The following is a 26,605-nucleotide window of genomic DNA, read 5'->3' on the forward strand; positions in this document are numbered from 1 at the left end:
ATGCGTGCTCTCGAGCGAGCGTCCCGCGGCGTTGTCTCGTCGCTTGCCGTCTGCCGCCGAGGAACCTGCCACTCGATCCACTGGGGGCCGTCCGTCCGGGTCGTGCGCTCCCTCCTTTGACAAAGCATGGCATTTGCTATCTCACAACACGCAAAAGTTGTATTCGGTGTTCCGCGAACACCCCCTGATCGAAGAACGGGGGATATTCCGTGCGCCCTTCGCCCGGTGGCTCAGAGGGGTGCCAGCGTACGGTTCAGGGCATCAAGGGGTCGGCTCGGGTTCGGTAGCGGTCGTAGGTCCGCTCGGCCCACTCGCGGACTTCCTCGGCGTCGGTCTCGACGAGGGCCCGAGGAACGCCGTCGTCGTTCTCGACGCCGAGCTGGACGCCGTCCTCGAAGAGGCCGAGGTAGAACTCGACCCCGCGGTCCGCGACGTACAGGTCGCAGTTCCCGGACTCGAGCATCTCGTCGATCAGTCGCCCGTACTCCGGCTGACTCCGAACCGTCGCCGCGATCTCGCGACCGTAGATCAGTTCGTGTCTGCTCCCGCCGTCGACGACACGGTCGCGTGCCACCGTCATCGCCGGCAGCCCGACTGCCGGAAGCAGACATCGGAACCGATCGGCACGCTCCATTGCCTCGATGTGGCGGTTCACGGGCGCGTACGGATCGCTCGAGTCCGCGGCGACGACCGTCGCGTCCTCGAGCGCCCGGAGATCGAACTCGAGCTCGTCGTCGGGAAACCACCGCACGAACGGCCGTAGCCGTTCGACAACGTCGACCAGCGATAGCGCGGGAAGCACGTCCTCGACGACGAGCTCCCCCAGCGACGTGATCTCGCAGGTCCGTCCCGTCACCTCGATCAAGTCACGCTCCTCGAGCGCGCCGACGTTGCGCCGAACCGTCACGCGAGAGGCGTCGAACCGTTCCCGCAACTCCCGCTTCCGGAGCCGTCGCTCGTCGTACAACGTCTCGAGCAGCCGGATCCGAACGGACGACTGCGTCAGAAAGCACATTCCGTCGACCCCCGCTGTAGTGGACATGTATGAACTCACCCCGACACTGATAGCTTTGCCGGGAACACAGTTTACTCTAGTCAACACGATCCGAACCGAACCGGCTGAAAAATTGTTCTATCGGCGACGAGGGGACGCAATCGCTCGCGATACGGGAGCAAGTGGTGGGCCGGGTGAGTCGTACGGTGGCGCCTCACCCGCGGTGTGCGATTCCGACGTTGAGCGCGGAACTCGAACAGGAGAGTCCGACGATCCGCCCGGTGAACCAGAGGGTATCGCGCTGGCCCGCCGACACGAACAGCGTCTCACTCGAGGGCAACAGTCGCGGATCCTGCACGTAGCGTTCCGTGGCGACGTTGCCGGTAACGTCGAGGGTCACCTCGCCGCCGCTCCCCTCGCAGGCGCGAACGGTCATCGCGCCGGTCGACCAGTCCTCGGGCGTGAGATCCTCGTCGCCACAGCCTCGAGTCTCGACCCGACCACCGTCCTGTTGTGCCATCGCCGTTCCGGAACCGATCGCCGTTGCCCCCGTCAGCGCGCTCAGCGCCGCGAGTACCGTTCGCCGGCGCGGCGCCGTCTCCGAACCGTCCTCCGTAGCCGAATCCGCCGTATGCATGGCTGGATACCTCCGGCGGGTCGTACCGTCGACGTCGCCATCAAACTAACACGCGTTCGTCGAACACCCCTCGCCGATCGAACGACCCCTGTTCGCCGGATTGCCCTTCCCGCGCGTTCGTCGGCCGTCATGCCACCCTCGCTCGAGAGCCGCCTTCGGTCGCGTTGCTGGAGGGAGCGAGCTCCGTCGAAACCGGCCACGTCAGTGGGTCCGAAATCACTGCTCAGTCGTCGGCGGCGGCCTCCGTCGAGTCGACGACTTCGAACGACGTTTCGCCGCACTCACACCCCGTTCGCTGTCCGATCGGCTGGACGGTTCCGTCGGATCGCTGCTCGGAGGCGTAGGCTTTCCCGCAGGTGGTACAGATCGCTGCGACTTTCCGCGTCGTCTCCGTGTCAGCGTCCGAATCGGCCGCCATGTCGCGGCCGGAACGATCGTTCATTTACTGATCCAAGACGACGCTCGTCGAAACCCACTCTGCATTGAAGTCGAGAGTATTTATATGGGGAGTGGTACACATCAGTTCGCGTCGGGCAGGCCTTTCGGAGTCGAGACGGTGAGTGTGTTCCTGACGAGGTTGTCCGTCGCCCGACGCAGTCGCTGGGAGACCGAGTTCGTCGAGATGTCGAGCTCCGCGGCCAGCTCCTCGATCTGGGTCTCGCGAGGAACGTCGAAGTAGCCCATCTCCTGGGCGGTCGTGAGCACCTCCCGCTGTTCCGGCGTGAGGTCGTACCGCCGTTCCTTCGGTTCGATCCCCCGGTACAAGCGCTGGAGTTCGAACGCGTGACCCCGATCGCGAAAGTGCGCCTGAAACTCCTCGAGGACGCTCTCGTCGACGAACTTCAGCTTGAGGTACCAGCGTCCGTCCTTTGCTTCGGCCTCCTGTACGATCCCGTGCTGGTCGACGACCTCGTCGATCAGGCGCTGGAGCTCCTCGCTCCAGTGAACGTTGAAGTAGCCGATGCCGTCGGCGAGGTTGAGCGTTCGAACCCCCTCGATATCGGGATCGGCCTCGAGGGCGTGTTTTACGGCCTCGAGATCGTCGCTCCTCACCCACAGGAACGGCATCACCCACTCGCGGCTGTGGGTCGCGAGGCGTTCGATCTCGACCGTCGCGTCGGGTACGGTATCGAACGTGTGTTCCAGCGCGAACGCGTCGGCGGGAATCGTGAACTCGGCGACGACGCTCATACACGTTTCGTTCGGCTCGAGACACTGAAAACCGGCACCTGCGACTGCAACAACGCGTTCCGGGCCTCCGACCTCCATTGCGGTACGACTCTCAACACCACTAATTTCACAGAAGGAGCAGTAGACATACCGTCGATCAGCGACGGAAGTAAACCCGTCGCGACGGTCCGTCACCGTTGACACGTTCGTCTCAGTGCTTCCGTTTTCGCTCGCGGAACTCCTGCATCTTCCGCAGCGCGGATTCGGCTTCGGACCGATTCTGCTCGAGCCGACTCACCACCGGTTCGGGGTGATCGAGGTTCTCGGCCAACAGAACCAGCCGATCGAGCAGCGTGATCTCGATCCGCTCGTTGATCGTGCCGACCCCGATCGCGTCGAGATCGCGCAGCTCGGCGCTCTCGACCTCGCTGATGAACTCGTCTTTTTCGGCGAGCAGTCCCTCCATGATCGGACTGCCACGCTCCTCGAGGGGAAGCTCGGCCAGCTCGAAGATCTCCTCGATCCGGGTGATCTGTGCGACCGTATCCTCCCTGTGGTCGGCGAACAGCTCCCGAATCTCCTCGCTGGCGGCCGCCTCCGAGAGGTCGCCGTTCAGATCGAGGATCTCGAGTTCCGCGTGGTACAGCTTCTGTAGCTCCCGCTCGAACATGTCCGCTTCAGTTCTGATGCTCATAATGGTTTCTCGCGTGGTGCGTACGGATGTCGGTCGTATAGCTCTGCTCGCCGCCGCAGTCGTTCACTCCGCATCGACGACCAGCTCCCTGAGACAGTCCCGCGCGGCGTCGGTGTCGACCGCCTCGCTCTCCAGCAGGAGACACAGCTCCGCCGTCGACACCTCGTTTCCCGCCCGTAACTCCTCCAGAATCGACGCGATCGGCGCGCGGGTCGCATCGATCGAGAGCTCGAGGTCCTCGACGAGGATCTCGTCTCGCTTCCCGGCCGCGTACACGGCCTCCCGGAGGAGCCGTTCCGCCGTCGACTCGGTTCGGTCCGAGTGCGCTTCGAGCATCGCCTCCGTGATCCCCGTGTTGTACAGGATGAAGGCCAGCCCGTCCCGGAGCCCCGCCGTGAACTCGTCGTCCTCGTCGCCGTCCGCGAGGCGCTCGAAGAGCTTCTCCCGTTCGGCCTCCTCGAGGTGCTCGAACAGGATCGTGAAATCGAGAATCGTGTTGTGGACCCGCTTGCGGATGTCGCGTCGGCGCTGGTAGCGTTGCTGTTTGGCGTGCTCACCCTCGTAGGACTTCTCCCCGGTGAGCCACCGACGATCCTCGGTCGTCAACATCGCGTTCTTTCGGTCCGTCATGGTTGCGTCGTGTTCGTTCGGCTCCGGTCCGCCAGCAATGACACTATATTCAACATACCCTATAAATAGGAATATATTTACCCGAACATCGTGACGTCATCTCATGCGTCGAGATGACACCCCGATCGGCATGAAGATTGTGCCATCCACGAGCGCAAGACGGCCGACCGCCGGCGATCGATCGACCGCCGAGAGCGATGGTTGACGCGACGGCCGACGCGGCGAAGACGGAGTACCGTGGCCGCGCTACCCCCGCCAAACTCCTCGAGGTCGCCAAGTACTACCTCTTCATCGGGATCGTCGGCTTCGGCGGTCCGATGGTCCACATCGCGATGATGGAGGACGACCTCGTCGGTGAGGACAGCAAGGAGTGGACCGATCAGTCGGTGTTCATGGAGGGGCTCGCGATCTGTAACATGCTCCCGGGGCCGGCCTCGACCCAGCTCGGAATCTTCATGGGCTGGATCTACGCCGGGACGAAGGGCGCGCTCGTTGCCGGCTTCTTCTTCATGCTGCCGACGTTCGTTCTCGTCGTCTTCTTCTCGTGGCTCTACTTCGCCTACCAGCAGGTTCCCGCGGTCGAGGCGGTGTTCTACGGGATCAACCCTGTCGTCATCGGCCTCATCGTCGGCGCCTGCTACTCGATGATCCGAAGCGCCTTCGAGGAGGGGCGAACGGACACCGAGTTCGAGGTCCGGGGTGAATCGTGGAACGTCGACTACCTGCTCGTCGTCCTGCTCGTCGCGACCACGGTCGTTCAGGCCGTCCTCGGTCCGAACCCGGTGTTGCTGTTCATCGCGTCCGGGCTCGTCGGCGTCGCGGTCTACCGCTCCGACTGGGTCCGAACGAACGCGCGCCGACTGGCGCCGTGGGCGATCCTCGGCGCCGTCGCAGGACTCCTGTTCGTCCTCCGCGATTGGGTCCTCGAGGCTCTCGGTCCCGCCGTTCGCGGCGCGCTCGAGACCAGTCCGATCTGGGGTGCGTTGATCGCGCTCTGGGCCAACCCCTGGATCCAGCTGTTCGCGTTCATGATTTACACCGGCTCGTTCATCTACGGCGGCGGGCTCGTATTGATCCCCTTTATCGAGACCTACGTGGTCAGCGAGTTCGGCTGGATGACCGGACGCGAGTTCGTCGACGGGATCGCGATCGGACAGCTCTCGCCCGGCCCGGTCGTGATGACGACGGCGTTCGTGGGGTACAAGCTCATACTCGACGTCTCCGGTGGGATCGTCGCCCTCGCGGTGATCGGCGCGCTCGTAGCGACGATCGGCGCGTTCGGCCCCTCCTTCGCGTTCATCATCGGCTTCTTCCCGTACTTCGCGAAGGTCCGCGAGAACGAACTCGTCCAGACCGCTCTGGTCGCCGTCAACGCGGCCGTCATCGGGGCGATCCTCGGTGCGACGGTCATCCTCGCCGAGGAGTCGTTTTTCGTCGAGCAGCCGACCGTTCCGATCCCGGCCGCCGGAGCGGTCCTCGATCTGTTCGCCGTCTTGCTGGCGGTCGTCACCTACTGGCTGTTCGTCCGCGGTGTCCACGCCGCGTACCTCATCGCCGCCGGCGGCGCGATCGGTGTCGGCGCCTTCTTCCTCGTTTAGCTCCGTCGCTGGAGTAATTTCTGCCCGGTTCGGAACCGTCGACGCCCGAGACTGCTATCCGGTATAGTAAAATGTATTTACTACGCTGTTCAATCCGATCGGTAGATGGGCACGGAACGCGAAACCGCCGACCTCCTCGGACCGTTTCGCCAGTTCTTCTCGCTGCAGCGGGACGTCCTGGTGCTCTCGCTGGCGATGTTCGCGTTCAGTCTCGGGTTCCAGATGACGAACCGGTTCCTGCCGGATTATCTGGTCTACCTCGGCGCTGGCGGGTTCGTGGTCGGCCTGTTCGCCACGCTGGGCAACGTCATCGGCGCCGTCTACCCCTACTACGGCGGAGTCATCTCCGATCGGGTGGGATCACGGTACGCGCTGACCGTCTTCGGCTTCCTCTCGACGTTCGGCTTCGCGATCTGGCTCGGCTCCGCCTACGTACCCGCGATCGATCTCGGCGCCGTCGTCCTCGAGCCGTGGGTGTGGGTGTTCGTCGGTCTACTATTAGCGCAGTGCTGGAAGTCCTTCGGGATCGGCGGCCACTACGCCATCGTCAAACAGGCGACCGAACCGAGCCGACTGGCACAGGGGTTCGCTAGCACGGAGACGTTTCGTCGGACCGCCTTCCTGATCGCGCCGCTGATCGTCGCCGTTCTCGTCGCCGACGAGCTTATGCCCGGCTTCCTCTGGGTGCTCGCTATCGGAATCGTCTTCGCCGTCCTCGGAACGATCGCCCAGCACCTGCTGTACGAGGCCGACGAGGACTCGGTGGGCAAGGAGTTCGAGGGCGTCGGTCAGATCGTTGACGACCTGCGGGCGCTGCCGGATCCCCTGCGACCGCTGCTGGTCGCCGACACGTTCGTCCGCTTCGCCAACGGGATGGTGTACGCCTTCTTCATCCTCGTGATCACCCAGCTGCTCGAGATCGGACTGACGCTCTCCCTCCCCGTCGTCGGTACGATCGACCTCTCGCCCGCGGCCTTTTTCGGGCTCCTCCTGAGTATCGAGATGCTGGTCGCGTTGCTGACGATGGCGCCGGCGGCGAAGATCGCCGAGTACGTCGGCCTCAAACCGGTCGTCGGGCTGGGATTCTTCGTCTACGCGATCTTCCCGGTACTGCTGATCTTCGGTCCCCAGTATCTCGGCGGAGTCGACGAAACGTGGCTCTTGATCGCGCTGTTTGCCTTCTCGGGGCTGCGGTTCGCCGGCCTGCCGGCTCACAAGGCGCTCGTAGTCGGGCCCGCCGAGAAGGGCGCAGGCGGCCGCGTAACGGGATCGTACTACCTGATCCGCGGTGCGATCGTCATCCCTAGCGGCGCCCTGGGCGGATTCCTCTGGCAGTTCGTTAGCCCAGAACTCTCCTTTACGATCGCGACGGTCGTCGGCATGATCGGCGTCGTCTACTTCGCGATCTTCGGCCAGGAGTTCGAGGCCTATCGGTAGCCCGTGGATCGCGTTCGCGCCGTTTCGAGGACCTCGAGCCCGCGCCCTCGACGGCGCTCGATCGAGACGCGGAGCACGGATTTCACTCGAGGGCTCCCAGCTCCTCCCACGAGCTGACTGCGCCGCCGTGCTCGTCGGCGAACGCCGACGCCTCTTCCCGATCGGAGAACGGTAGAAACTCCTCGCCCATCGCCCCCTCGACCGCGCTGTCGACGACGTAGACCAGTTCGGTCGCGTCGGCGAACGCCGACACCTCGGCGTGGGTCGAAATGTACTGCGTGCCCTCACGCTCCTCGAGGCGGTAGTCGACGCTCGAGTAATCGGTGGCGAAGGCCGCGCGGTGCTCGTCGCCCCGAACTTCGCGTTCCTCGTGGACGGCGACGAGTTCGCGGAGACTGTCGAACGCTGCGGGACCCTCGTCTTCGTCGGCGTAGAGGAGCTGCCCGGCGGGACCGTGGTGGTCCGCGATCACCATTCCGCAGGCGTCACACGTCGCCCCGTCGTCGAGGGCGATCGGCTCGGCCGACTCCTCCGTGGTCGTCTCGTCGTCCTCGAGACAGCCAGCCAGTCCGACCGTCGCTGCCGTCGCGAGCGTTCCAGCGCCGACGAGGACGTGGCGTCGCGGACAGCTCATAGCCGTCGCCTCCGTATCGCGAGCGTCGCAAGGACGGTCGGAACGACGATCCAGGCGACGAGCGCTCCCAGGAGCACCCCCGTCGAGAGGCCGGACTCGGCGAGCACCGTAGCGAAGCCGGCGTCGCCGGCCGCACCCAGCGTCCCGAGGACGAGCGCGCGGAAGATCCCCGTCGGGTTCGCGAGCAACATCGCGGAGACGGCGGTCCCCGAGAGGTCGAACGCCGCGACGAGACCGAGCCCGAGCAGGTCGTGGACGAGGACGAACCAGGCCCAGATCAGCAGGGCGATCCCGAGCGCGTGGGTCTTCTCGCGAGCGAGCGTCGAGACGAGGACGGCGACCGCGAGGAAGGCAAGCCCCAGGCCAACGGTCGCGAGCAGGAACGTCGCGTAGGCGTCGAAGCCGGCGAGGCCGAACTCGAGCAGCAGGAAACCCCCGGCGATCCCGAACCCGAGGATCGTCGCGCTCGCGAGGACGACCGCCCGTCCGAGCAGGGTTCCGACGACGATCCAGGCCCGCTCGACGGGCAGCGCGAACAGGGTCCGGAGCCAGCCGCTCTCCTCGCGGCCGACGACGGCGTCGTAGCCGAACGCGAGCGCGACCAGCGGGACGAGGTAGACCGCGAGCACGGCGAGGCTCGCGACGGTGCGTTCGAACCCCTCCGGGCTGACGCTCGAGCCGCTGAACGTCGTCAGCCCGAGCGCGAACGCGGCGAAGACCGCGGTGAGCGCGATCGCCCACCGTCCCCGGATCGCCAGTCGGTACTCGGTTTCGGCGACGACCAGCAGCTGCCGGTACCAGTCGCCCGACTCGCTGGAGCGACCGAGTTCGGCGTCGGCTACCGTCCCGTAGCCGCCGTCGGCTCTCGGGCGTGGCTCGTCGCCCCCGTCCGTCGGCTGCCGCGGATTCGACCGCCTCGGATCGCTCATCGCGCGCTCATCTCCGTTCCACCAGCGGACTCGCCGTCGACAGGCGTCCCACCCGATCCGCTCTCGGCCCCCGCAAGCGCCTCGTGGAATGCCGCCTCGAGCCCGGGCTCACGAACTTCGAAGCGATCGACCAGGTCGGCCTCGAGCGCCCCCGAGAGCTCGAGGGCGGCCTCGCGGTCGCAGGCGACCCCGATCTCCCCGTCGGAGTCGGTCACCTCGCCGTACCCCCGGACGGTCTCGAGGACCCGCGTCCGATCCCGCTCGCTCGCGGGCCGGACGGCGACGGTGACGCGCCCGTCGCCCGCCGCCCGCAGCTCGTCGACGGCCCCGACCGCGCGGAGCTGGCCGTCCTCGAGGACGGCGACGGCGTCGCAGAGCCGCTCGACCTCGCTCAGGACGTGCGAGGAGAGCACGACCGTCGCATCGGTCTCGCGATCGATCCGTTCGACGATCTCGTGGAACGTCGCAACGCCGCGGGGGTCGAGCCCGGCCGTCGGCTCGTCGAGGACGAGCACGGGCGGCTCGGCCAGCAGCGCCGACGCGAGCCCGAGTCGTCGTCCCATTCCGTTGGAGTACCCCTCTACGGGCCGGTCGGCCGCGTCGGCCAGGCCGACCGTCTCGAGGGCGTCGTCGATGCGCTCCTTGCGGCCATCGATGCCACGAATTCGGGCGTGGACGTCGAGCACTTCCCGCCCGGTCATCGACGGCGGAAAGCCGGCGTGTTCGGGCAGGAACGCGATCCGCTCGCGAACGCGGTGGCCAGCCCGCTCGACGTCGATCCCGCCGACTTCGATCCGTCCCGCGTCAGGGGTGTCGTGGCCGACCAGCAGCTCGAAGAGCGTCGTCTTTCCCGCGCCGTTCGTCCCGAGGACGCCGAACGTCGACCCGGACGGGATCTCGAATGTCGGCCCGTCAAGGGCGACGACGTCGCCGTAGCGTTTGTGAACGTCAGTGATCGTGATTTGCATAGTACTCCCTCCAGTCGTCGTGTGGCGGTTCGGCGAGCGGCCGGTGATCGACCACGCCGGGCGATTCGATGACGGGGAACGAGCTCTCGGCCATCCGGACCGCGTCGAACGCCGGGCTCTCGGCGAAGACGGCGACCTGGGGCTGCTCGCGGACGAGGATCTCAACGGTTCCCGCCGGCTGGTGGCGGGTTTCGCCGGTACCGTCGCCGTCGAGATCGACCGCCCGGGCGTCGGACCAGTAGTTGCCCCGTTCGGAGTCGTTCCAGGTGATCTGTGCGGTCGTCGGCGCATACGCCGACTGGTCGTTCGCGACGAAGCTGTTGCCGACGACCAGCTCGTCGGAGCTGCCCGCGGTGAACTGGACGCCGACCTCGTTCTCGAGGACGAGGTTATCGACGATCTCGTTGCCGTGGGCGTTGTAGACGTAGAACCCGTTCCGATTGGCCACGACGGCGTTGTCGCGGATCTCGGTGCGGTCGACGTCCTTGACGAGGATTCCCTGGCCGCTCGGGCCGTCGTTGTTCACCGCGACGTTGTCGACGACGGTGAGGTTCTCCGAGACCATGATCGCGAACCCGACGTCGTTGTCGAAGGCGACGTTGCTCTCGAGGCGGTTGTCGTCGGAGTACATGTAGTGGACGCCGTAGCGCAGCTCCCACACCGCGTTATCCGCGGCGACGACGCCGTCGGACCACGAGAAGTAGATCCCGTCCCGAACGGTCGTGATCTCGTTGTCCCGGAGCTCGGCCCCGTCGGCCCGGTCGAGGTGGATCCCGTTACCCCGCTCGGACTCGGGGACGTCCTCGCGGCCGGCGATCGTCGCGTCCGCGACGGTGACGTCCTCGGCCTCGCCGATCCAGATGCCGTACGTCGTGTCGGTGATCCGAACGTCCTCGAGGCTCGAGCCCGATCCGTTGACGAGAACGCCCGCGTCCTCGTTACCCCGGTCGTGACCCGACTCGCGGATCCACAGCTCTTCGAGGGTCACGTTCTCGGCCGCGACGTGGACGACGGTGTCCTCGCCGCCGCCGTCGATCAGCGCCCCCTCGCCTGCGGCCTCGAGCGTGAGTCCTTCGGTTTCGATCGTCACGCGCTCCTCGAAGGTCCCCTCGAGGACGACGGTGTTGCCGGGTTCGGCGGCGTCGACGGCGTCCTGGACGGAGTCGAACTCATCGTCGCCGACGGTCGCGACGCCGGGCTCCGCGGGCGGCTCCGCGTCGCGGGGGTCCGAGACGTCGGGCGTCCAGCCCTCGACGGTCGCCTCGCGGTCGTCGGAGCCGTCGGTCGCCGCGACGGCGGCCGCCGCCAGCGAGACGACGAGCACCGCGACGGCGGCGACGACGAACCACGTTTCGCGGTCGACCCTCGCGCGGTCAGTCATCGCGGCTCACCTCCGCGTCGGCGTCGTCCGCGGCCGGCCGGGGCGCGTCGTCCCGCCCGCGTCGGTTTCGGATCCACGTCCGGGTCCGCTCGAGTCGGTACGAGACGATCGTCGGCACGTCGCCGACGGTCGCCGTCGAGTTCCGGAACGCGTAGGCCGCGACCAGCAGCGCGATCGCGATCAGCGTAAGGTAGCCGCCGGGACCGAACCAGGCGAGGCCGCTGATGTTGGCGATCTCGTAGGTGCCGAGCAGCGGCGGCGTGAACCCGTCGATGCCGCGCATCGGCGCGTCGGGATCGAGCGAGTGGCCGGCCTGGTGGAGTCGGTACTGGATGAGCGCGAACATCGTGACGAACACCGTTATCGTTCCAGCGAGCTGGCAGGTCAGCCCGAGCTTCAGCTTGTGGACCGTCGGCGCGAGCGCGACGAACACACCCGCTGCAGCGACGGCGACGAACGCGAGCGGTCCGACCGACCACTCGGGTACCTCGATCGCGTTCGGACTGACGTCGTAGTTGGGATCGAGGTAGACGGGATCCGGGTAGTAGAACCCGACGTACCGGTTGAGCCCCTGCGTTTCGGCGACGTCGCCCTCGAGGCGCGGGTAGGCGTATAGCTCGACGAACAGCCCGTCGGGGTACTGCGGGGCCTCGAGCGTGATCCGCCACATCGGAAGCGCGATCGCGACGAGCAACAGCGCCGCCGCTGCGAGCGGGAGCGCGCGACGGAGTTCGGTGAGCTTGTCGAATTTTGACATGGCGGATGGGTGGGAGTGTGTGGTCAGTCGGCCGGTTCGACCAGCAGCCGCGAGCGCATCTCGAGGTGGAGCGCGCTACAGAAGTACGCGCAGTACATCCAGTAGACGCCCGGCTCGTCGGCGGTGAACGTCACCTCTCGAGTCTCCTGCGGGGCGAGCTTGACGTTGACGTCGTGCTGTGGGATCGCCAGCGAGTGGATGATGTCCTCCTCGCTCTCGATGTTGGTCGACCTGATGGTGACCTCGTCGCCCTCCTGGACGGTGATGTCCTCGAAGCCGAAGTGGTTGCGCTGGTTGTACATCTCGACGTGAACCCGGTCGCCGTCGCGGTCGACGAAGTTCTCGTCGTCGTCGGGCGAGATGAAATCCAACTCGAGATCGTCGGGATCGTACACCGAGGCGGGATCGAGGCGGTCGGCCCGGACGATCGAGGCGTCGTGGGGCTCGGGGTAGGTGGGGGTGTCCTTGACCAGCTCCATTCCGGCGTCGTCGTCGCCGATGTAGAACAGCTGGTCGTTCTCGGGGAACACCGGCCCGACCGGAAGGAACCGGTCCTTCGAGAGCTTGTTGAGCACGATCAGCCAGTCGCCCTGGGCCTCGCCGGTGTAGGACTCGGCGGCGATCAGGTGACCCGGGCTGTAGTGGACGTCGTGTTTCTCGATAACCGGGTCCTCGGAGCCCAGCTCGGCGTCGACGGCGGCCTCGATGTCCCACTTGACGACCTGGGAGTCGACGAACAGCGTCGTGTAGGCGTGGCCCCGACCGTCGTAGGCCGTGTGCAGCGGCCCGTTCCCGACGTTGACTCGGCCGACGACGGCGTCGTTGGGATCGTCGACCTCGTTCAGTCGATCGATCTCGATGACCGTACACGTCGGGTCGAGTTTGCCCGAGGCGATCGCGTACCGTCCGTCCGGCGTGACGCTGACGCCGTGGGGGTTCGTCGGGACGTCGATGTACCGGACCAGGGGCTCGTCGCCGTCGTTGAGGGAACTGTCCTCGGTGCCGTCGACGACCGGGACCCCGTTGATCTCCTCGTACTCGCCGGCGTCGACCGCGTCCTCGATACGGGGGATGTTGAAGGCGACCACGTAGTCGGTGTCGGCCGCCGTCATCTCCCGTTCGGTGACGCCCTCCTCGCTGTTGTAGCTGGTCGTAAAGAACCACTCGCCGTCCTTGCCCGAGTCGCCGTTATCGAGGTTACAGTCGACGCGAACGTCCCACTCGTGGTCGAACGGGTCCGGCGACATCGCCGAGAGCGTCGAGCCGTACTCGCTCGGATCGTCGAGGTCGCGACCGTCGTTGGGGATCGGGACGCGGAGTTCGCCGACGCCGAAGACGTACCGGCTGTCGGGCAACAGCATACACGCGCCGTGGGTCCCCTGGTGGTTCGGCAGGTCGATGATCGCGTCCGTCTCGAAGTACTTCAGATCGATCCGGGCCATCCGACCGTTGGCCTTGTCGTTGACGAACAGCCACTCGCCGTCGTACTCGTTGTCAGTCTGACTGACTCGGGGGTGGTGGGTGTCGCCCCACGTGTAGCCGCCAGAGTTCTGCAGCATCTCGTGGGTTTCGTCGTCGAACCCGTACCCTCGAGCACTCTCGACGTTGAACACTGGAATCCGCATGAGCTGGCGCATCGAGGGGACCCCGTAGACGCGAATGTCGCCGGAGTGGCCACCCGAGAGGAACGCGTAGTAATCGTCGTGTTCGCCCGGTGGAACCTCGGTGTCGACGTCGGCCGCCGAGGTCTGCTCGTCGCCGCTGAGCAGTCCGGTACAGCCCGCGAGCGACCCCATCATCCCGGTGGCGGCGCCCGCGATCATGAAGTCACGACGCGGAATTCGAGCGAAGAGCGGATCTCTGTCGGCTACTGCGGTCGTGCTGGTCGGTTCTTCGGAGGCTGTCGGTTCGGACGCGTGTGATCTTGTCATCGTCTTGGGGTCGTCGCGGTGGCGGTCACTGCACCTGTACGGGTCGTACTCGGTCGGACACGACGTTAGCCCTGTTTCAAATTCCCGTCAGGTGGTAACGCACGGGAACCGGTTCGGCCGAACAGACAGGTATACTGGCGCTGTAGTTCCTCTATCGCTGATAACTTATGTCTGAAGACACAGGTACGAAATATTATAGAGTGAGGGAGTGACACCGTCTATCACCCCTCCGAATCCGCTCGCCGCTCGGTTCCTCGAAGACTCGCTCGGTGTGTTCGATTCCGATAATCCCGTTCTCGAGAAGCACGGCGAGTTTCCGCCGACGAACGACCGGCTACCGGGAACGGACGGTTGCGTCGGAGTGTCCGTCGTCTCGTCCTCGAGGCGTTCCGCCGATGACGTGTCGTGGATCGATTCCCGTCGGTGCATCGCGTCCCTGCCGTCGGGACTGAGCGTCTGACCCGTAGAGTAGTCGCCGCCGTCTCCGGCGAGCAAGACTGCTGTCTGCACGGCGTCGTCGACGGCTCCGATCCGACCGAGGAGGACCTCCGCTTCCCTGCGCTCGCGCCACTCCTCGGTCGTGTCGTCGAGCATGTCGGTTTCGATGGGTCCGGGTGCGATAGCGCCGACCTGCACGTCCGGTGGGACCTCTCGAGCGAGTGCGCGGGTGAACGAGATCCCCCCGCTCTTTGCAGCCGAATAGTGTGTCAGCTCTGCGGCGCCCTTGATACCCAGCTGCGACGCGACGTCGATCACTCGACCGCTGCCTCGCTCGAGCGTTCTGTCGATGTCGAACCGCGTCACCGGGAACGTCCCGCGGAGTTCGCTTTCAGCCGAACCCGTGGCTGGTATTCTCTCGGAGAGATCAGGGACAAACACTAAACCACAGCTACCGAATGGTGGCAGATGGTAACCGTGCTCGAAACGCTGGGATCAACCCAGGTTGTCACGGGTGTCTTGCTCGCCGCTGCCGCCGCAGCTTCGCTCGTACTGCTCGACGTCCTGCCGAACACCGTTCTCTGGGTCTCGCTGATCGCCGCGCTGTTCATGATCCTCGTGGAGTTCTCCCTGCTGGTCCGCACGAAACTCGCGGTTTGAGTGACCCGTCACGAAACTCGATTCGACGGATCTATAGACACTCTCAGAAGCTGGTCTTTCACGGATCACACGGAATAGGCGACGCGAACTCGGTGTCCTCCCGGTGGGACAGTACGAAGAACGAACGCAGTTTCGACAGCGACTCTCCGAAACCACTGCTTCCGACCGACTGTCGTCCGGGGTGAACTTTACACTCCCTCTCGTGGCAGCCACCGGGCACGTGGGGGATCGTTCCCCGCCGGAGACGACCGCGTCCACCGGTGCTCTTCGGCGCCCCCGAGACTCGCCCGGTTAGCTCGACTGCACGTTCGTTGCCGTACTTTCGACGCTCTCGGCACGGCGTCGCTGCAGGCTCCCCGTCATCGCTCCCTCGCTCGAGGGACGGCGTTCGAACAGCAACCCGACCGACCGAACAACGACCGTCCTCTTCGTCCGCGATGACCTCGACGCGGCCGGAAGCCGGAACTTCGCGCACTGTCCCGAGACGTACTGGAACCGTTACCCGGCCCGCTGGTGGCAGCAACGGTTCGCTCCCTGCCGTCAAAACGAATACCACTCGACACGAGTATCGCACCCGTTGCCTTCCGACTCCAATCGTGGATGGAACGGATAGTCACCGAGAAACGAGTAGCCACTCAAGGGGAAATTATACGGTAATTGTCCTCCCAGTTCGAACCGGGATTATGGTTTCACCAGGGGAGCTTCGACTGATCGATACACTGCTCGAGGACGAGGCGTTCGAGCCCGACATTTCCGACGACGGGTCGGTGAACTACTCGGCCGCCGCGGATCTGCTCGACGAGATCGACGGCGACCCGGCCGCCGTGCTCGAGCGGTTCGCCACTCGGGGGGTACTGGCCGACGAGTTCGTCTCGAAGGTGTACGTCTGTCCCGAGTGTACGACCGAGGGGTTACAGTACACGACCGTCTGCCCGGCCTGCGGGGATCCACAGGCTATCGAGACGACCGTACTCGAGCACGTCTGTGGCTACACCGGTCCCGAATCGGAGTTCGAGTCCGAGGCCGGCTACCGGTGTCCCGACTGCGAGCAGGACCTCGAGTCCGTCGACATCGAGAAGAAACTCCGGTACAGCTGCCAGGAGTGTACCGAGTCGTTCGACGTCCCGGACGACCGACTTCGGTGTCGGGAGTGCTCGTCGATGTTCCCCCCGCTGGAGACGATCGAACGGGTACTGTACCGGTACACGCTCACTCCGGAGGGCGAGACGTGGCTCGACCGCCAGAAGGCGGCCCGTCGAACGGCTGCGGAGGCGTTAGAGGAGCGTCGCTTCGAGACCGAGATCGACGCCACTGTCGACGACGGAGAGTCCCGACGCGTTCACGTCCTCGCCGAGGACGGTCTGATGGGCGAACGACGAATCGTTAGCATCCACGAGACGCCCGACACCGAACGCGTCGACGAGTTCCGCGCGTTCGCGGAGTCGGTCGGCGCACACCCGGTCGTCGTGACGACCTCGGGAACCGTCGAGACCGACGTCGCGAGGCAGGCGGAGAGTTCGGAGCTGACGGTGCTGACGTTCGACGAGGACGGAGAGGGCACGCTCGAGTCCGAGTACGACACGACCGAGAGCGTCGGCGCCCATCGACCCGGACTGTTCGAACGTCTCACCGCCGCGCTCGAGGTGCCCGGCCGAAACGGCCGTCAGTAACACGTTCCGGTTCGCATCCGCTTCTCCGGGGCGGGAGCATCGGCTGTGAAACGATCCGCTGCCCACCCCGTACGCTCGAAGCCATCACGTCGAACGAACGGGTTCTCTCCGCGCCGATTGCTTCGTCTTTGCCCCGGGGACTACTGCGTCGTTCGAACCGAACAGCGACCGACGTCGACCGCTCAGATCCGTGTAGGCGACCGTCGCTCCCCACCCTCGGAAATAATGATAGATATGTTATGGTATGGTGATGAAAACCATATCTCGTATGCCGATTTTCCAATAGTCCGTAGACTGAAACGAACGGCACAGATTTATAGCCGTGGCTCGCTAGAGTATCGACTAGTTACTCGAGGTACGTCGGGAGAGAATCCCGGCCCGCTGCGCCAACAGCGGACCTCGTGTCCTCCGGGATCTCAGAGAACATGAATACGAAAACGAGAGACAGTAATAAACGTACCGCCGGTAGCGCCCCCGATCGAGACGTCGCGCTGATCGACGAGCCGACGATCCGCCGGCTCGAGGACGCCGATACCGAGCGATCGGGATGTCGGTTCGCCGCCGTCGCCCGCTCGCTCGAGGAGGTCTCGGTTCCGAACACGCGGTTGGATCTCCCGGTGACTCGCGTCGCCTACGTCGACGAGAGCGGCCGGTACGGGATCGAACGGGAGTTCTTCGGCCATCGCGAGGACTGGCAGGGAATTCCGCGAACGGTCGTCGTTTCGGAGGACAGCTACGACGTCGTCCGCGAGCTTCCCGACAGTCACCGCGACCGATACCACCCGGTCCTGGACCTGTACGAGCGCGTCCTCGAGAGCGAGCGGTAGAGACGGAGGAGCGCGAACCGACGACACCCCGTCGACGCTTTTCGATGCCCTCGAAGCGGCTACGCCAGTGTCTCGTCGAACCACTCCGCTGCCGCGTCGGTGACGACCTCCTCGACGACGACGCTGCGTTCCAGCGACCGTCCAAAACGTAACTCCTTACTCTTCGAGGGAATCGGCAATCCGACCGCCGTACCTGCTGGCGACATCGATCCGGAACTCGGCGAGCACGTCGCGCCCGAGCAGGAGCGGGTAGGGGTCTCCGGCCCGGTCCTCGACGATTGCGTCGACGGTTCGCTCGGTTCCGGCGACGCCGACGACGACGTCGACGACGGGCCGCCGACGGTGGCCGTTCTCGACAGAGCCGGTGGTTCCGACCTGGATCGGGCCCGCGCCGATCGCGGCCGCGAGCTGCAGGTCGATCCGGGTTCGCGCGTTAATCGGTTCGGCCCGGCCCGCCACTGACTTCGTGTCGGTCGTACCGCTGACGACGACGCGCTCGGTGAGCCCGACGACCGGTGCGTCGCTGCCGAACGGCTCGACGTCGCTCGGGACACACGACGGAACCGAGTCGTCGAGCGTTGCCTGTAACCGCTCGACCAGTTCGTCGTCGACCGATCCCCCGGCGCGTTCGATCGCGACCTTCGCGATAATGGGCGCCGGACTCCGCCCCGTCGCGCGGAACAGCCCCCTAAATCCGGCGGTCGGGTTGACCTCGAGAACGTACCACCCATCCTCGCCCTCGATGAGGTCTACGCCGGCACAGTCCAGTCCGACCGCGGACGCCGCAGCCGTCGCGATCCCCGCGACGGCGTCGGGGAGCGCGTCGGTCGCGTCCTCGACGGATCCGCCGCGTGCGACGTTCGTCCGCCACTCCTCGTCGTCGGCGTAGCGGTACATCGCGCCGACGACGCGTCCGTCGACGACGTAGACGCGGAGGTCCCGCGTTCGCTCGCGGTCCGTGCGAACGAGTTCCTGCAGGAACGCACGACGTGTGCCCACGGTCCCGGTGAGCAGATCGTTCTGGCGGACCTTCCACGCACCGCCGCCGTGGGTTCCGACGATCGTCTTGTAGACGAACTCCTCGCCGAACGTCGGGCTGATCCGTCCGACCGTCGTCGTTCCCATCGCCAGCGCCGTCTCCGGGACCGGAACGCCCGCTGCGACCATCGCCGCGGCGGCGGCGATCTTGTGGGAGGCGAGGGCAGCGGCGTCGGGATCGTTCACCATCGGCCGGAAGCGGGCGATCGCGTTCGCGATTCCGACGGCCTCGACGGGCTGGGTCGCCGTCGACAGCAGCAGGCGGTTGATCACTACGTCCACGTCCGGCTCGAGGACGAACGAGCCGTCCGCAAACCGCAGGAGGAGGTTGTTCTCGCGGAGCCAGACGGGCTCGTGGCCGAGCTCCTCGACGGCGTTACAGATCGCCTTCGACTCCTTGCTGTCGTGGAAGCTCAGGACGCCGACTCGGACCGAATTGTCGACCATGTGCGGGTTCTACGGCGTGTGAACCGGTAAAGCCGTAGCCCGAAAGGCGACTCGAGCGAGTGCGTTTCCGTGAGTGTCTGCACTCGAGCCGACGCTTGGCCGTTTCGTTCACGTCGCTGTGAACGTCCCGTTTCCCTGTACGGGGTACTTTCTATTCCCGAAGCCTGTGTACCGGTATGCAAGGTCTGCGCTGGCTCCAGCTGAGCGCCGACGAGATAGGCGAGTTTCTCGGTCGAGGCGGGATCGGTGTCATCTCCTTCGCGACGGGAGCGGACGAACCTCCGGTCTCGATTCCCGTTTCCTACGGGTACAACCCGAACGAGGGGGCGCTCTACTACCGACTCTCGATGCCAAAGGAGGGCAGGAAGGCCGAACTCGTCGATCGGTCCGTATCGTTCGTCACGCACCGAAACACCGACGACGGCTGGCGAAGCGTCGTCGCCAGCGGCGAACTCGAGGAGATTACCGACGCTCCGTTCGATCCGGGCGACCTCCACGGAATGTGGGCCGTCGAGATCCCGCTCGTCGACGTCTTCGAGCGACCGCCGAAGGAGGTGCGGTTTCGCTTCTTCCGGCTCGAGCCCGAGACGATGACGGGACGAAAGGAGGTCCGAGCCGACTCCTGACGCCTGCAGGTCGAGCGAGTGTCGGTCGCCGAGTCGAGCGGATCGTACTGCCGACAGGAAAGACCGTCCGAACGGCTCGAGTCCTGTTACTCGAGTCGGGCGTCGGTGATCCGCAGCCGACCCCACTCCCCGTCCCACTCCCGTTCGAACTCGAGCGCGATGGGACGTGCCATGTGCGGGCCGTCGGTGACGACCGTCTCGAACTCCCCGTCCTCGCCCAGGAGGTGGGTCCCGTGATCGCAGCGGAGCGCCTCCAGATCGGCCAGGGCTGCCCGATCCAGCCGTCGTCCGAGCCAGTCTGCGTCGAACCCGGGAGCCGATACCTCGACGATCACGATCTCGAGGCCACCGTCGATCATCTCTGCTGCGAGCTCCCGCGGCGCCGCTCGCCACAGTGGCGCGAAAAAGTCACAATCGAGTCCGTCACAGAGCGATCGCAGGCGGTCGGCCTGGAACTCGCTTCCGACGACGCCGGCGACGACCCCGGCGAGTCCGCCGTCGAACTCGTCGTCGAGGCGCTCGAGCGCGACCTCCAGCGGCTCGAGTGCGCCCTCCACGACTCCTCCCTCCTCCGCGGCCGGTCGCAGGTCGGGCGGTTCGATATCGGTCGAGGGAAGCCCCGCGTCGACCGTAGGAATACCGATACTCTCCGCAGCCAGCCGTGCGACCGACGTCGCCGGGGCGTGGTACGCGTGGGCCCCCTCCGGAGGGCGAACGACGACGAGCCGGCGAACGTCGTGGCCTGCCTCCAGTGCTCGGTACAGCGCCCACGAGGAATCCTTTCCGCCGGAGAACAGCGCGACCCAGCCGCCGTCCGATGGAACCATACGGGTTCCTTCGTCGCCGCCGAACAAATACGCGGTGAGCGCGACCGTTCGCGCCGGCAGGACTATCACGGAATCGGTCGTGGGGTCGGCCATGCAGCTCGACGTTCAAACGAACGAGCGGGTCGATATCGTCGACGTCACCGCCGACGTCGCCGACGCGATCCCGACGGAGCTCGAGGACGGGCTCTGTACCGCGTACGTTCCGCACACGACGGCCGGCGTGATCGTCAACGAACACGAGGACCGACTCCTCTCGGACATCGAGAACGCACTCGAGCGTCTCGTCCCGCGCGGCGAGGGGTACGCCCACGACGCGATCGACGACAACGCCGACGCACACCTGCGAGCGACGCTGCTCGGCGAGAGCGTTACGGTTCCCGTCGTCGACGGCGAACTCGCGCTCGGCACCTGGCAGGCGATCCTGTTCGTCGACTGCGACGGCCCCAGACGGCGCCGACTCCGGGTGACGACCGTTTCGAAGTAAACTACCCCACCCTACTTCGCTCACCGCATACGCGGTTCGCTCGTTGAGGGTGGGGCTTTGATGTGGACTCCCGGCAATCAGCTGTCAGCGGTTGGCCGATAGCCGTTGCCGTTCAACATCCCACCATTTACACGCACGTCTACTGGTGCGTCTGCGCCCCCCGACATGGGCGAGGAACGCAGTCTGTGCTGTCGCTTCCGCATGTACCGCAGTCCGACGTTTTTCGCGCCGTTGTAGTCCGCGTTGATCTCGTACCCGCATTTCAAACACTGGAACTGCTCGCCGTCACGGTTGTCTTCGTGGGTGAAGCCACAGTCAGTGTGCGAACACCGCTGGCTCGTGTGGTCTGGCTCGACCTGTTCAACCGCGACACCGCGTTCTGGTGCTTTGTACTCGACGTACTCGACAAGACGGCGGAATGCCCAGACGTGATGCCAGTCTGCGTGTGACAGTCGCTCTCGAATGTCCGTCAAATCCTCAAATATAATCACGTCGCAGTCGTTGTCAACCGCTTCGGTAACGATCTCGTTGGCGACCGTGTGGATGTACTGTTTGCGCCATGCTCGTTCTCGTTTTCCAAGCCGAAGCAAGGCGTTGTGAGCGTCTTGTGTCCCGCGCTGTTGCATCTCCACCCGGCGTTTCTCGAACTCTTGTATCCAGTGGTCGTATTCGTTACCACTCCAGAATGTGCCTGTACTGGCGACAGCGAGACTGTTCACACCGAGGTCGATCCCGAGGACAGTTTGGTGCTCGGCATCGTCCGTAGCCTCAATTTCAACAGCTTCACCGTCTGTCTCTATCTTCCGTGTTTTGACGTGGAAATAAAACTCGTCGGTGTCTTGGTCGTACTGGAGTGTACTCGTCCGAAACTCGTAGTCTTCCGAGAGAACGTATTCCTCGTACGGTGTTGGACTGTCTGCTGGCAACTCAAACTCACACTCAACTCGTCCGTTCACTGTCGAGAGTGAGATTTTGTTCCGGTAGAACGTCGCACTCCGCTTGTCGTAGACCATGCTCCATGAGGTGAATTCAGGTTTGTTCGTCCGTTTGCCCTTTTTCCAGCGGTCAACGCCACTATCGACAGCGTGGACGGCACGCCGGATGGCTTCTTGGACGAGGTTGCCGTGAGGTCTGTTTCCTCGCGGAGACGGTCGTACAACGCATCTCTGGCTTTCACGTTCGAGGTGATACAGTCTTTGTAGTCGGTGTTGTCCCAGCAGTAGTCACTGGCCTCGTTCGCACAGTAGAGGAATTGCTCGGCGGTTTCGTGGAGGTCGTCGTGGTACTCGTCGAGAACGACGAGTTTGACCGGCGCAGTACGTCTGACCTCCATATTTCAGACGCTATGCAGACGATAATTAATAGTTCGGGAGTCGGGGGTTAGTGTGTCGTGGAGTGTCGGCTTCCTCCCCGGCCTACTCGCTTCGCACTTCCGACCAGTCGGAAGCCCTCACTCCTTGAGGTCGGGGGCTCCGCCTCGAAACTGCTGATCTTCTGTGACGAACCGTCCGCAACGCCGGACGTACGGACGGCCGATCCCCGAACTCGTCGAATCCGCTCGAACGAGTCGAGCACCGAGCGGGTAGTGGTTTATCAGCCTGGGCGGTGTGGTCGTCCCCGATGACCCGAACAGTCGAACTCGACGACGAACTCGCGGAGCGAATGGAGAGCCACCTCGAGGACGGCGAGACCCTCGAGGAGTTCATCGAGGAGCTGGTGGCGATCTACGAACAGGAGGGACGGTTCCTCCAGGAAGGTGTGTGAGTCGACGAGCGCACAGCACACGACCGCTCATGCGGCGGACGTTCGCAGTCGCAGCACTCGCCTGGTTCGCCGACTGCCTCGACGACTTCACCGGCGACGAGGGTGACAGCGACGACAATCCGGTGCTCTCGGAGACCACACAGGAGGGAGACCTCCGCCTCGAGAGCCCCGCGTTCGACGACGGCGGACGGATCCCCACCAGTACGGACGCAACGGGGCGAACCTCAACCCCCGCTCGAAATCGCCGCGGTTCCGACCGACGCCGACTCGCTCGCCCTTGTCGTCGACGATCCGGACGCGGTCGAGCCGGCGGGTCGGATCTGGGCTCACTGGCTCGTCTGGAACGTCTCTCCGGAGACGGCGACGATACCGGAGGGCTGGACCGTTGACGAGGCGATCGAGGGCGAGAACGGCTTCGGCGAGATCGGCTACGACGGTCCCGATCCACCGGACGAACCGCACGGCTACCGGTTCAAACTGCACGCGCTCAATGCGTGCTTCGACCTCGAGGAGGCAATAGACGGGCGCGTCGTCGCCCGGACGCAGCTCACCGCCAGCTACGAACCGTGGGGACCAGCGGCGCCTCGACGGTGTCTCAGTACGGCGGCCGCTGCGCTCGGACGACCTCCGCGAGTTGCCCGTGTTCGTCGGCGAGCAGTTCGTTCAGGTCGTCGACGGTGATGATTCCGTTCAGTTCGCCGTCCGCGTTCGTCACGGGGAGCCGGCGGACGCCGCGTTCGCTCATCAGTTCCGTTGCCCGGTAGAACCCGGCGTCGTGATCGATCGTCTGGAGGTCGTCCGACATCACGTCCTCGGCGCTGAGATCGTCGGGATCGGTCCGTTCGGCGAGGGCGTGGATCGTCAGATCGCGGTCCGTGACGATACCGACGGGCTCGTCGCCGTCGACGACGACGACGCTCCCGACGTCCTCGTCGCGCATCGTCGCCGCGAGTTCGTGTATCGGTTCGTCCGTCGTGGCCGTGACGACGTCGCTTCGTGCGAGATTCTCGACTGGCATCGTTTCCACCACTCGTCGCTTCCAGAACGAGCTACATAGTTGCTTGAGGGTGTGCTCGTGACCCTGCGTGCTCCCTGACTTTCGCTTTCCGACGAGGGTTGGCCGTCTTCCGCATCGAAGCGAGCGTCGGTGGATACCGCCGTCCGTGCTGGCGACGGACCGTTCGCCGACTGCCGTCCGACAGTATCGCGTACTGCGGTTCGAACCGCCGTCGGCCCGTGTCGTGAAAGCTTCATCCGTCCGCTCGAGGTGAGAGAAGCCATGAACGCGGAGCGACTCAAACGACTCCTCGAGTTCTTCGTCATCGGTATCGTCTTCGGCGTTACCGAGGACGTCCTCGCGGTCGTCATCGCGACGGATGCGGCGGTGACCCTCGAGGTGATCGGCGTCGTCGTCCTGATCGCGATTCCGTTTGCGATTCTGTCGGAGCTTGTCGTCGACCACCCGAAATTTCTGCACTTCGATCGGCTGGCGGTTCGGCTTCGACGCGCGATCGTCTCGGACGAGTCTGCCTCGAGGGCGGTCCCGCCGCGAATCCACCGGGACGGCCAGGGTGACCATCTCCTCTCGCCCGACCACCATCACCACCGGTGCGATCTCTGCGGAGCGAACGTTCCGACGGGCGAACTCCTCCGGGAACACGTCGAGAAGCGACACCCGTCGGCGGACGTCGACTGGTGGATCGTCGCCGAGCCGGGAGGTCGCGAGCCCCGGTTCGATCGAACGGACGGCTGAGGAGTCACGACTCGAATCCACCGTCAGCTCGACCGCTCGACGAATCCTGCGTTCGGCTTCGAACGGTCCCACCCGCGGAGCGATTCGGGACCCCAGACGACCACGAGACAGACCGCGACGAGCGCCGTTCCGAGGTGGACGACGGGGTACACCTCGCCTGCGAACCCCATCGTCTCCCCGGTCAGATTACCGACGAAATGGAGGCCGATCACCGCGAGGACGCTTCGCCGAGTATTGTTGTACACCCACGTCCCGATGATCGCGGTAAGGACGATACTCGGGAGCCACCACCACAGCTCCGGCTGGAACGTCGTCTCGTCGTAGTAGCCGACCATGTAGACCAGCGGCACGTGCCACGCCGCCCAGACGACCCCGAGAATCAGACTCGCCACGAGCGCGCTCCAGCGTGCCTGCAGCTGATCGAACCAGTAGCCGCGCAGCCCGATCTCTTCGACTGCGGGAAAAACGAGCGCGACGGCCAGTAGCAGGGCGAGCGATCCCGGCTCGAGGAGTCGCTGCGGCTCGACGACCTCGAGCGGCGCGGACGTGAAACCGGTACCGACCGCGACCGAAGCCGCCACCAGGGTGAACGCCGGGTACAGCAGCACGATCACCAGCCACCAGCGGGGCCGAATACGGTCGGTTTCGACCAGTCGATGACGAAGGTCGCGGTAGCCGTCCCGGCCGCTCGTCAGCCACAGCAGGGAGAGCCCCGCCACCAGCGGGCTCGATCCTCCCACGAGGAAGAGGACGGCGTTCGGGAACGTCCAGACGGAGTCGCCCGAGAGCACGATCGGGAGCCACCAGAGGTACGCCCAACCGAGGTAGCAAACGGGAAACCCCCACGGCGTGAGGTGCCGGCCGAAAGCTGGGACGCGGCTCCTCGGCCGTCGTTCTCTCGGATTCACGTTCCCCATTCGCGGAGCCGACGGATGGACCTGTCGCGGCTCGCGGCAGCAGCGAGCCGTTCTCGGGAGCGAACAGATACGCCGTCGTGTCAGTGCAGTCGTCGTGCAAAACGGTTTACCTCGCTCGCCGTAGCCAGCCCACCCGATGCGAACTGCTCTCCCGACCGATCCGATCGGCGTCCCACGACGGAACCGAACCCTCTCCGACCGGCTCCCGACCCGCTTCGCGGAGCGTCTCTCGCTCGCCGATCCGTTTTCGGGGGACCCGTGCGGGTGCGGGCGTCGGACGCTGTTTGGGTTCCTCGTCGCTGCGGGCGGAACGGTCGCTCTCGGGGGGTGTACCGAGCCGGCGGCGGTTCACGACGCGTGGGGCGGCGTCGAGGAGATCGTCCTCGAGGGCGACGCCGACGGATGGCGGGGCCTCGAGCCCGACGCTATCGCCGGCGAGCGGAATCCGACGCTCGTCCTCTTCGAGAACCGGGAGTACGAGATCACCGTGAAAAACGGTAACGGCGAACCGCACGCCTTCGTACTCCGGGACGCTGACGGAGCGATCATCGAGCGACATCGGACGGAGCCGATCGAAACGCGGGGGGAGACGCAAACGCTCCGGGTTCGGGCGGACCTGGGACTCGCCGAATACGCCTGCGGGGCTCGCCCCGAGTCGATGGCTGGCAGGATCGAGGTTCGCACGGAGAAAGACACCGACGTCGACCACGACGGATAGCCGTCGTCTCGTCCCGACGGCTCCTCGAGTTGCGTTCCTGCCGGCAACCCGGACCACATCGCTCGCTGAGGGACGCTCGAAGCGGCTGTGGCCCGGTTTTCCAGCCGGAACGTAAATTACGCAGGTACATATGTAATCAGAACGGAGAATCCTCCTCGAGAGACGGTGACTGCGGCCAACCGGACGAACGATCGAACGCCCGGACTCGAGGGCCGAGCGGGTTCGGTTGGCGTTCACCTCGAAAACGGATCCCGGTCCCGATATTCTCGCACCGTAGGAACTCCTGCGGGGGACTTTACGCCCACCGCCCGTTGTAGAACCAACCGACCATGAGTGAGTGTCCGCTCCTCGACGAGAACGGGATCGTGCACCGGACCTGCGAGACGGACGACGTCCTTCGCACCCTCGCCAGCGCGCGTCGTCGCGAGATCGTCTCGGTGCTGGAGGCGTCCGACGAGAACTGGATTACGGTCGACGAACTGGCTCGAGCCGTCTCCGCGACGGGCGACGACGGGTGGGAGGGAGAACTGCACCACGTCCACCTGCCGATGCTCGGAGAGATCGGACTCGTCGACTACGACCGACACGGGAGGACGGTTCGGTACTACCGCTGTGACCTGGTCTCGAGCGTTCTCGAGGCGGTCGATGCGGAGATCTCGTCGATTCAGTAGCGACC

29 protein-coding genes and 1 pseudogene are annotated in these 26,605 nt (G+C 65.3%); 12 read left to right on the forward strand and 18 right to left on the reverse strand.

The window, feature by feature from the left end:
* Nucleotides 1-253: 253 nt before the first annotated feature.
* The 6 genes from QA609_RS17120 to QA609_RS17145 form a co-directional block, all read right to left on the reverse strand.
* The gene (locus QA609_RS17120) at nucleotides 254-1,042 is read right to left on the reverse strand and encodes a transcriptional regulator (RefSeq protein WP_278303825.1); all 789 of its coding nucleotides are present in this window, start codon (nucleotides 1,040-1,042) and stop codon (nucleotides 254-256) included.
* Between the two features lie 166 nt (nucleotides 1,043-1,208).
* On the reverse strand, nucleotides 1,209-1,631 hold the full coding sequence (locus tag QA609_RS17125) for a hypothetical protein (protein ID WP_278303826.1): 423 nt from the start codon (nucleotides 1,629-1,631) through the stop codon (nucleotides 1,209-1,211).
* A gap of 223 nt (nucleotides 1,632-1,854) precedes the next feature.
* Nucleotides 1,855-2,073, reverse strand: coding sequence for a hypothetical protein (locus tag QA609_RS17130; RefSeq protein WP_278303827.1), 219 nt, complete (start codon nucleotides 2,071-2,073; stop codon nucleotides 1,855-1,857).
* Nucleotides 2,074-2,150: 77 nt separating this feature from the next.
* Entirely contained in the window at nucleotides 2,151-2,822 is a 672-nt protein-coding gene (locus QA609_RS17135) for a helix-turn-helix domain-containing protein (RefSeq protein WP_278303828.1), read from the reverse strand.
* 190 nt (nucleotides 2,823-3,012) lie between these two features.
* Entirely contained in the window at nucleotides 3,013-3,495 is a 483-nt protein-coding gene (locus QA609_RS17140) for a DUF892 family protein (RefSeq protein ID WP_278303829.1), read from the reverse strand.
* 63 nt (nucleotides 3,496-3,558) lie between these two features.
* A complete protein-coding gene (locus QA609_RS17145; RefSeq protein ID WP_278303830.1) occupies nucleotides 3,559-4,125 on the reverse strand; it encodes a hypothetical protein in 567 nt (188 codons plus the stop codon).
* A 197-nt stretch (nucleotides 4,126-4,322) separates the two neighbouring features.
* Between QA609_RS17145 and chrA the strand changes: the two genes are divergently transcribed.
* Complete coding sequence (chrA, locus tag QA609_RS17150) at nucleotides 4,323-5,723, forward strand: chromate efflux transporter (RefSeq protein ID WP_278303831.1); 1,401 nt, start codon at nucleotides 4,323-4,325, stop codon at nucleotides 5,721-5,723.
* 105 nt (nucleotides 5,724-5,828) lie between these two features.
* Nucleotides 5,829-7,160, forward strand: a complete 1,332-nt coding sequence (locus QA609_RS17155) for an MFS transporter (RefSeq protein WP_278303832.1) — start codon at nucleotides 5,829-5,831, stop codon at nucleotides 7,158-7,160.
* A gap of 82 nt (nucleotides 7,161-7,242) precedes the next feature.
* Here QA609_RS17155 and QA609_RS17160 read toward each other — a convergent pair whose 3' ends face one another.
* The 7 genes from QA609_RS17160 to QA609_RS17190 form a co-directional block, all read right to left on the reverse strand.
* A complete protein-coding gene (locus QA609_RS17160; RefSeq protein WP_278303833.1) occupies nucleotides 7,243-7,794 on the reverse strand; it encodes a nitrous oxide reductase accessory protein NosL in 552 nt (183 codons plus the stop codon).
* A complete protein-coding gene (locus QA609_RS17165; RefSeq protein ID WP_278303834.1) occupies nucleotides 7,791-8,723 on the reverse strand; it encodes an ABC transporter permease subunit in 933 nt (310 codons plus the stop codon). The genes QA609_RS17160 and QA609_RS17165 overlap by 4 nt, the downstream gene beginning before the upstream one ends.
* Nucleotides 8,720-9,691 carry an ABC transporter ATP-binding protein gene (locus tag QA609_RS17170; protein WP_278303835.1) on the reverse strand — a complete coding sequence of 324 codons (972 nt, stop codon included), beginning with the start codon at nucleotides 9,689-9,691 and terminating at the stop codon, nucleotides 8,720-8,722. Before QA609_RS17170 ends, QA609_RS17165 begins: the two co-directional genes overlap by 4 nt.
* The gene (gene nosD / locus QA609_RS17175; protein ID WP_278303836.1) at nucleotides 9,672-11,072 is read right to left on the reverse strand and encodes a nitrous oxide reductase family maturation protein NosD; all 1,401 of its coding nucleotides are present in this window, start codon (nucleotides 11,070-11,072) and stop codon (nucleotides 9,672-9,674) included. Before nosD ends, QA609_RS17170 begins: the two co-directional genes overlap by 20 nt.
* On the reverse strand, nucleotides 11,065-11,829 hold the full coding sequence (locus tag QA609_RS17180; RefSeq protein WP_278303837.1) for a hypothetical protein: 765 nt from the start codon (nucleotides 11,827-11,829) through the stop codon (nucleotides 11,065-11,067). The genes nosD and QA609_RS17180 overlap by 8 nt, the downstream gene beginning before the upstream one ends.
* Nucleotides 11,830-11,852: 23 nt before the next feature.
* Entirely contained in the window at nucleotides 11,853-13,760 is a 1,908-nt protein-coding gene (gene nosZ / locus QA609_RS17185; protein WP_278303838.1) for a TAT-dependent nitrous-oxide reductase, read from the reverse strand.
* Between the two features lie 165 nt (nucleotides 13,761-13,925).
* Nucleotides 13,926-14,639, reverse strand: coding sequence for an SDR family oxidoreductase (locus tag QA609_RS17190; RefSeq protein ID WP_278303839.1), 714 nt, complete (start codon nucleotides 14,637-14,639; stop codon nucleotides 13,926-13,928).
* Between the two features lie 27 nt (nucleotides 14,640-14,666).
* Here QA609_RS17190 and QA609_RS17195 point away from each other — a divergent pair, with 27 nt between their 5' ends.
* The 3 genes from QA609_RS17195 (at nucleotide 14,667) to QA609_RS17205 (ending at nucleotide 17,355) form a co-directional block, all read left to right on the forward strand.
* On the forward strand, nucleotides 14,667-14,858 hold the full coding sequence (locus tag QA609_RS17195) for a hypothetical protein (protein ID WP_278303840.1): 192 nt from the start codon (nucleotides 14,667-14,669) through the stop codon (nucleotides 14,856-14,858).
* Between the two features lie 683 nt (nucleotides 14,859-15,541).
* On the forward strand, nucleotides 15,542-16,528 hold the full coding sequence (locus QA609_RS17200) for a hypothetical protein (RefSeq protein WP_278303841.1): 987 nt from the start codon (nucleotides 15,542-15,544) through the stop codon (nucleotides 16,526-16,528).
* 425 nt (nucleotides 16,529-16,953) lie between these two features.
* Complete coding sequence (locus tag QA609_RS17205; RefSeq protein ID WP_278303842.1) at nucleotides 16,954-17,355, forward strand: hypothetical protein; 402 nt, start codon at nucleotides 16,954-16,956, stop codon at nucleotides 17,353-17,355.
* Between the two features lie 156 nt (nucleotides 17,356-17,511).
* Here the strand turns inward: QA609_RS17205 and QA609_RS17210 are convergent, their stop codons facing one another.
* Nucleotides 17,512-18,840: a RimK family alpha-L-glutamate ligase gene (locus QA609_RS17210; protein ID WP_278303843.1), complete on the reverse strand. Its 1,329-nt coding sequence runs from the start codon at nucleotides 18,838-18,840 to the stop codon at nucleotides 17,512-17,514.
* A gap of 176 nt (nucleotides 18,841-19,016) precedes the next feature.
* Between QA609_RS17210 and QA609_RS17215 the strand changes: the two genes are divergently transcribed.
* Nucleotides 19,017-19,466 carry a pyridoxamine 5'-phosphate oxidase family protein gene (locus QA609_RS17215; protein WP_278303844.1) on the forward strand — a complete coding sequence of 150 codons (450 nt, stop codon included), beginning with the start codon at nucleotides 19,017-19,019 and terminating at the stop codon, nucleotides 19,464-19,466.
* A gap of 86 nt (nucleotides 19,467-19,552) precedes the next feature.
* Here the strand turns inward: QA609_RS17215 and QA609_RS17220 are convergent, their stop codons facing one another.
* On the reverse strand, nucleotides 19,553-20,293 hold the full coding sequence (locus tag QA609_RS17220; RefSeq protein WP_278303845.1) for a diphthine--ammonia ligase: 741 nt from the start codon (nucleotides 20,291-20,293) through the stop codon (nucleotides 19,553-19,555).
* 91 nt (nucleotides 20,294-20,384) lie between these two features.
* On the opposite strand from QA609_RS17220, the gene QA609_RS17225 reads away from it, so the two are divergent.
* A complete protein-coding gene (locus tag QA609_RS17225) occupies nucleotides 20,385-20,777 on the forward strand; it encodes a secondary thiamine-phosphate synthase enzyme YjbQ (RefSeq protein ID WP_278303846.1) in 393 nt (130 codons plus the stop codon).
* A 77-nt stretch (nucleotides 20,778-20,854) separates the two neighbouring features.
* Here the strand turns inward: QA609_RS17225 and QA609_RS17230 are convergent.
* Nucleotides 20,855-22,110 (reverse strand): annotated as a pseudogene (locus QA609_RS17230) (transposase).
* A 287-nt stretch (nucleotides 22,111-22,397) separates the two neighbouring features.
* Here QA609_RS17230 and QA609_RS17235 point away from each other — a divergent pair.
* A complete protein-coding gene (locus QA609_RS17235) occupies nucleotides 22,398-22,541 on the forward strand; it encodes a hypothetical protein (protein ID WP_278303847.1) in 144 nt (47 codons plus the stop codon).
* Between the two features lie 102 nt (nucleotides 22,542-22,643).
* Complete coding sequence (locus tag QA609_RS17240) at nucleotides 22,644-23,222, forward strand: YbhB/YbcL family Raf kinase inhibitor-like protein (RefSeq protein ID WP_343233808.1); 579 nt, start codon at nucleotides 22,644-22,646, stop codon at nucleotides 23,220-23,222.
* Here the strand turns inward: QA609_RS17240 and QA609_RS17245 are convergent.
* On the reverse strand, nucleotides 23,137-23,559 hold the full coding sequence (locus tag QA609_RS17245) for a CBS domain-containing protein (protein ID WP_278303848.1): 423 nt from the start codon (nucleotides 23,557-23,559) through the stop codon (nucleotides 23,137-23,139). The genes QA609_RS17240 and QA609_RS17245 overlap by 86 nt on opposite strands.
* A gap of 261 nt (nucleotides 23,560-23,820) precedes the next feature.
* On the opposite strand from QA609_RS17245, the gene QA609_RS17250 reads away from it, so the two are divergent.
* Complete coding sequence (locus QA609_RS17250) at nucleotides 23,821-24,294, forward strand: hypothetical protein (RefSeq protein WP_278303849.1); 474 nt, start codon at nucleotides 23,821-23,823, stop codon at nucleotides 24,292-24,294.
* A 23-nt stretch (nucleotides 24,295-24,317) separates the two neighbouring features.
* On the opposite strand, the gene QA609_RS17255 is transcribed toward QA609_RS17250, so the two are convergent.
* Nucleotides 24,318-25,085, reverse strand: coding sequence for a type II CAAX endopeptidase family protein (locus tag QA609_RS17255; protein WP_278303850.1), 768 nt, complete (start codon nucleotides 25,083-25,085; stop codon nucleotides 24,318-24,320).
* Nucleotides 25,086-25,347: 262 nt separating this feature from the next.
* Here QA609_RS17255 and QA609_RS17260 point away from each other — a divergent pair, with 262 nt between their 5' ends.
* Nucleotides 25,348-25,929, forward strand: a complete 582-nt coding sequence (locus QA609_RS17260) for a hypothetical protein (protein ID WP_278303851.1) — start codon at nucleotides 25,348-25,350, stop codon at nucleotides 25,927-25,929.
* Nucleotides 25,930-26,258: 329 nt separating this feature from the next.
* The gene (locus tag QA609_RS17265; protein ID WP_278303852.1) at nucleotides 26,259-26,600 is read left to right on the forward strand and encodes an ArsR family transcriptional regulator; all 342 of its coding nucleotides are present in this window, start codon (nucleotides 26,259-26,261) and stop codon (nucleotides 26,598-26,600) included.
* Nucleotides 26,601-26,605 lie beyond the last annotated feature (5 nt).

Origin of the sequence: Natronococcus sp. A-GB7, assembly GCF_029688865.1 — an archaeon.
In the GTDB taxonomy this organism is placed as follows: domain Archaea; phylum Halobacteriota; class Halobacteria; order Halobacteriales; family Natrialbaceae; genus Natronococcus.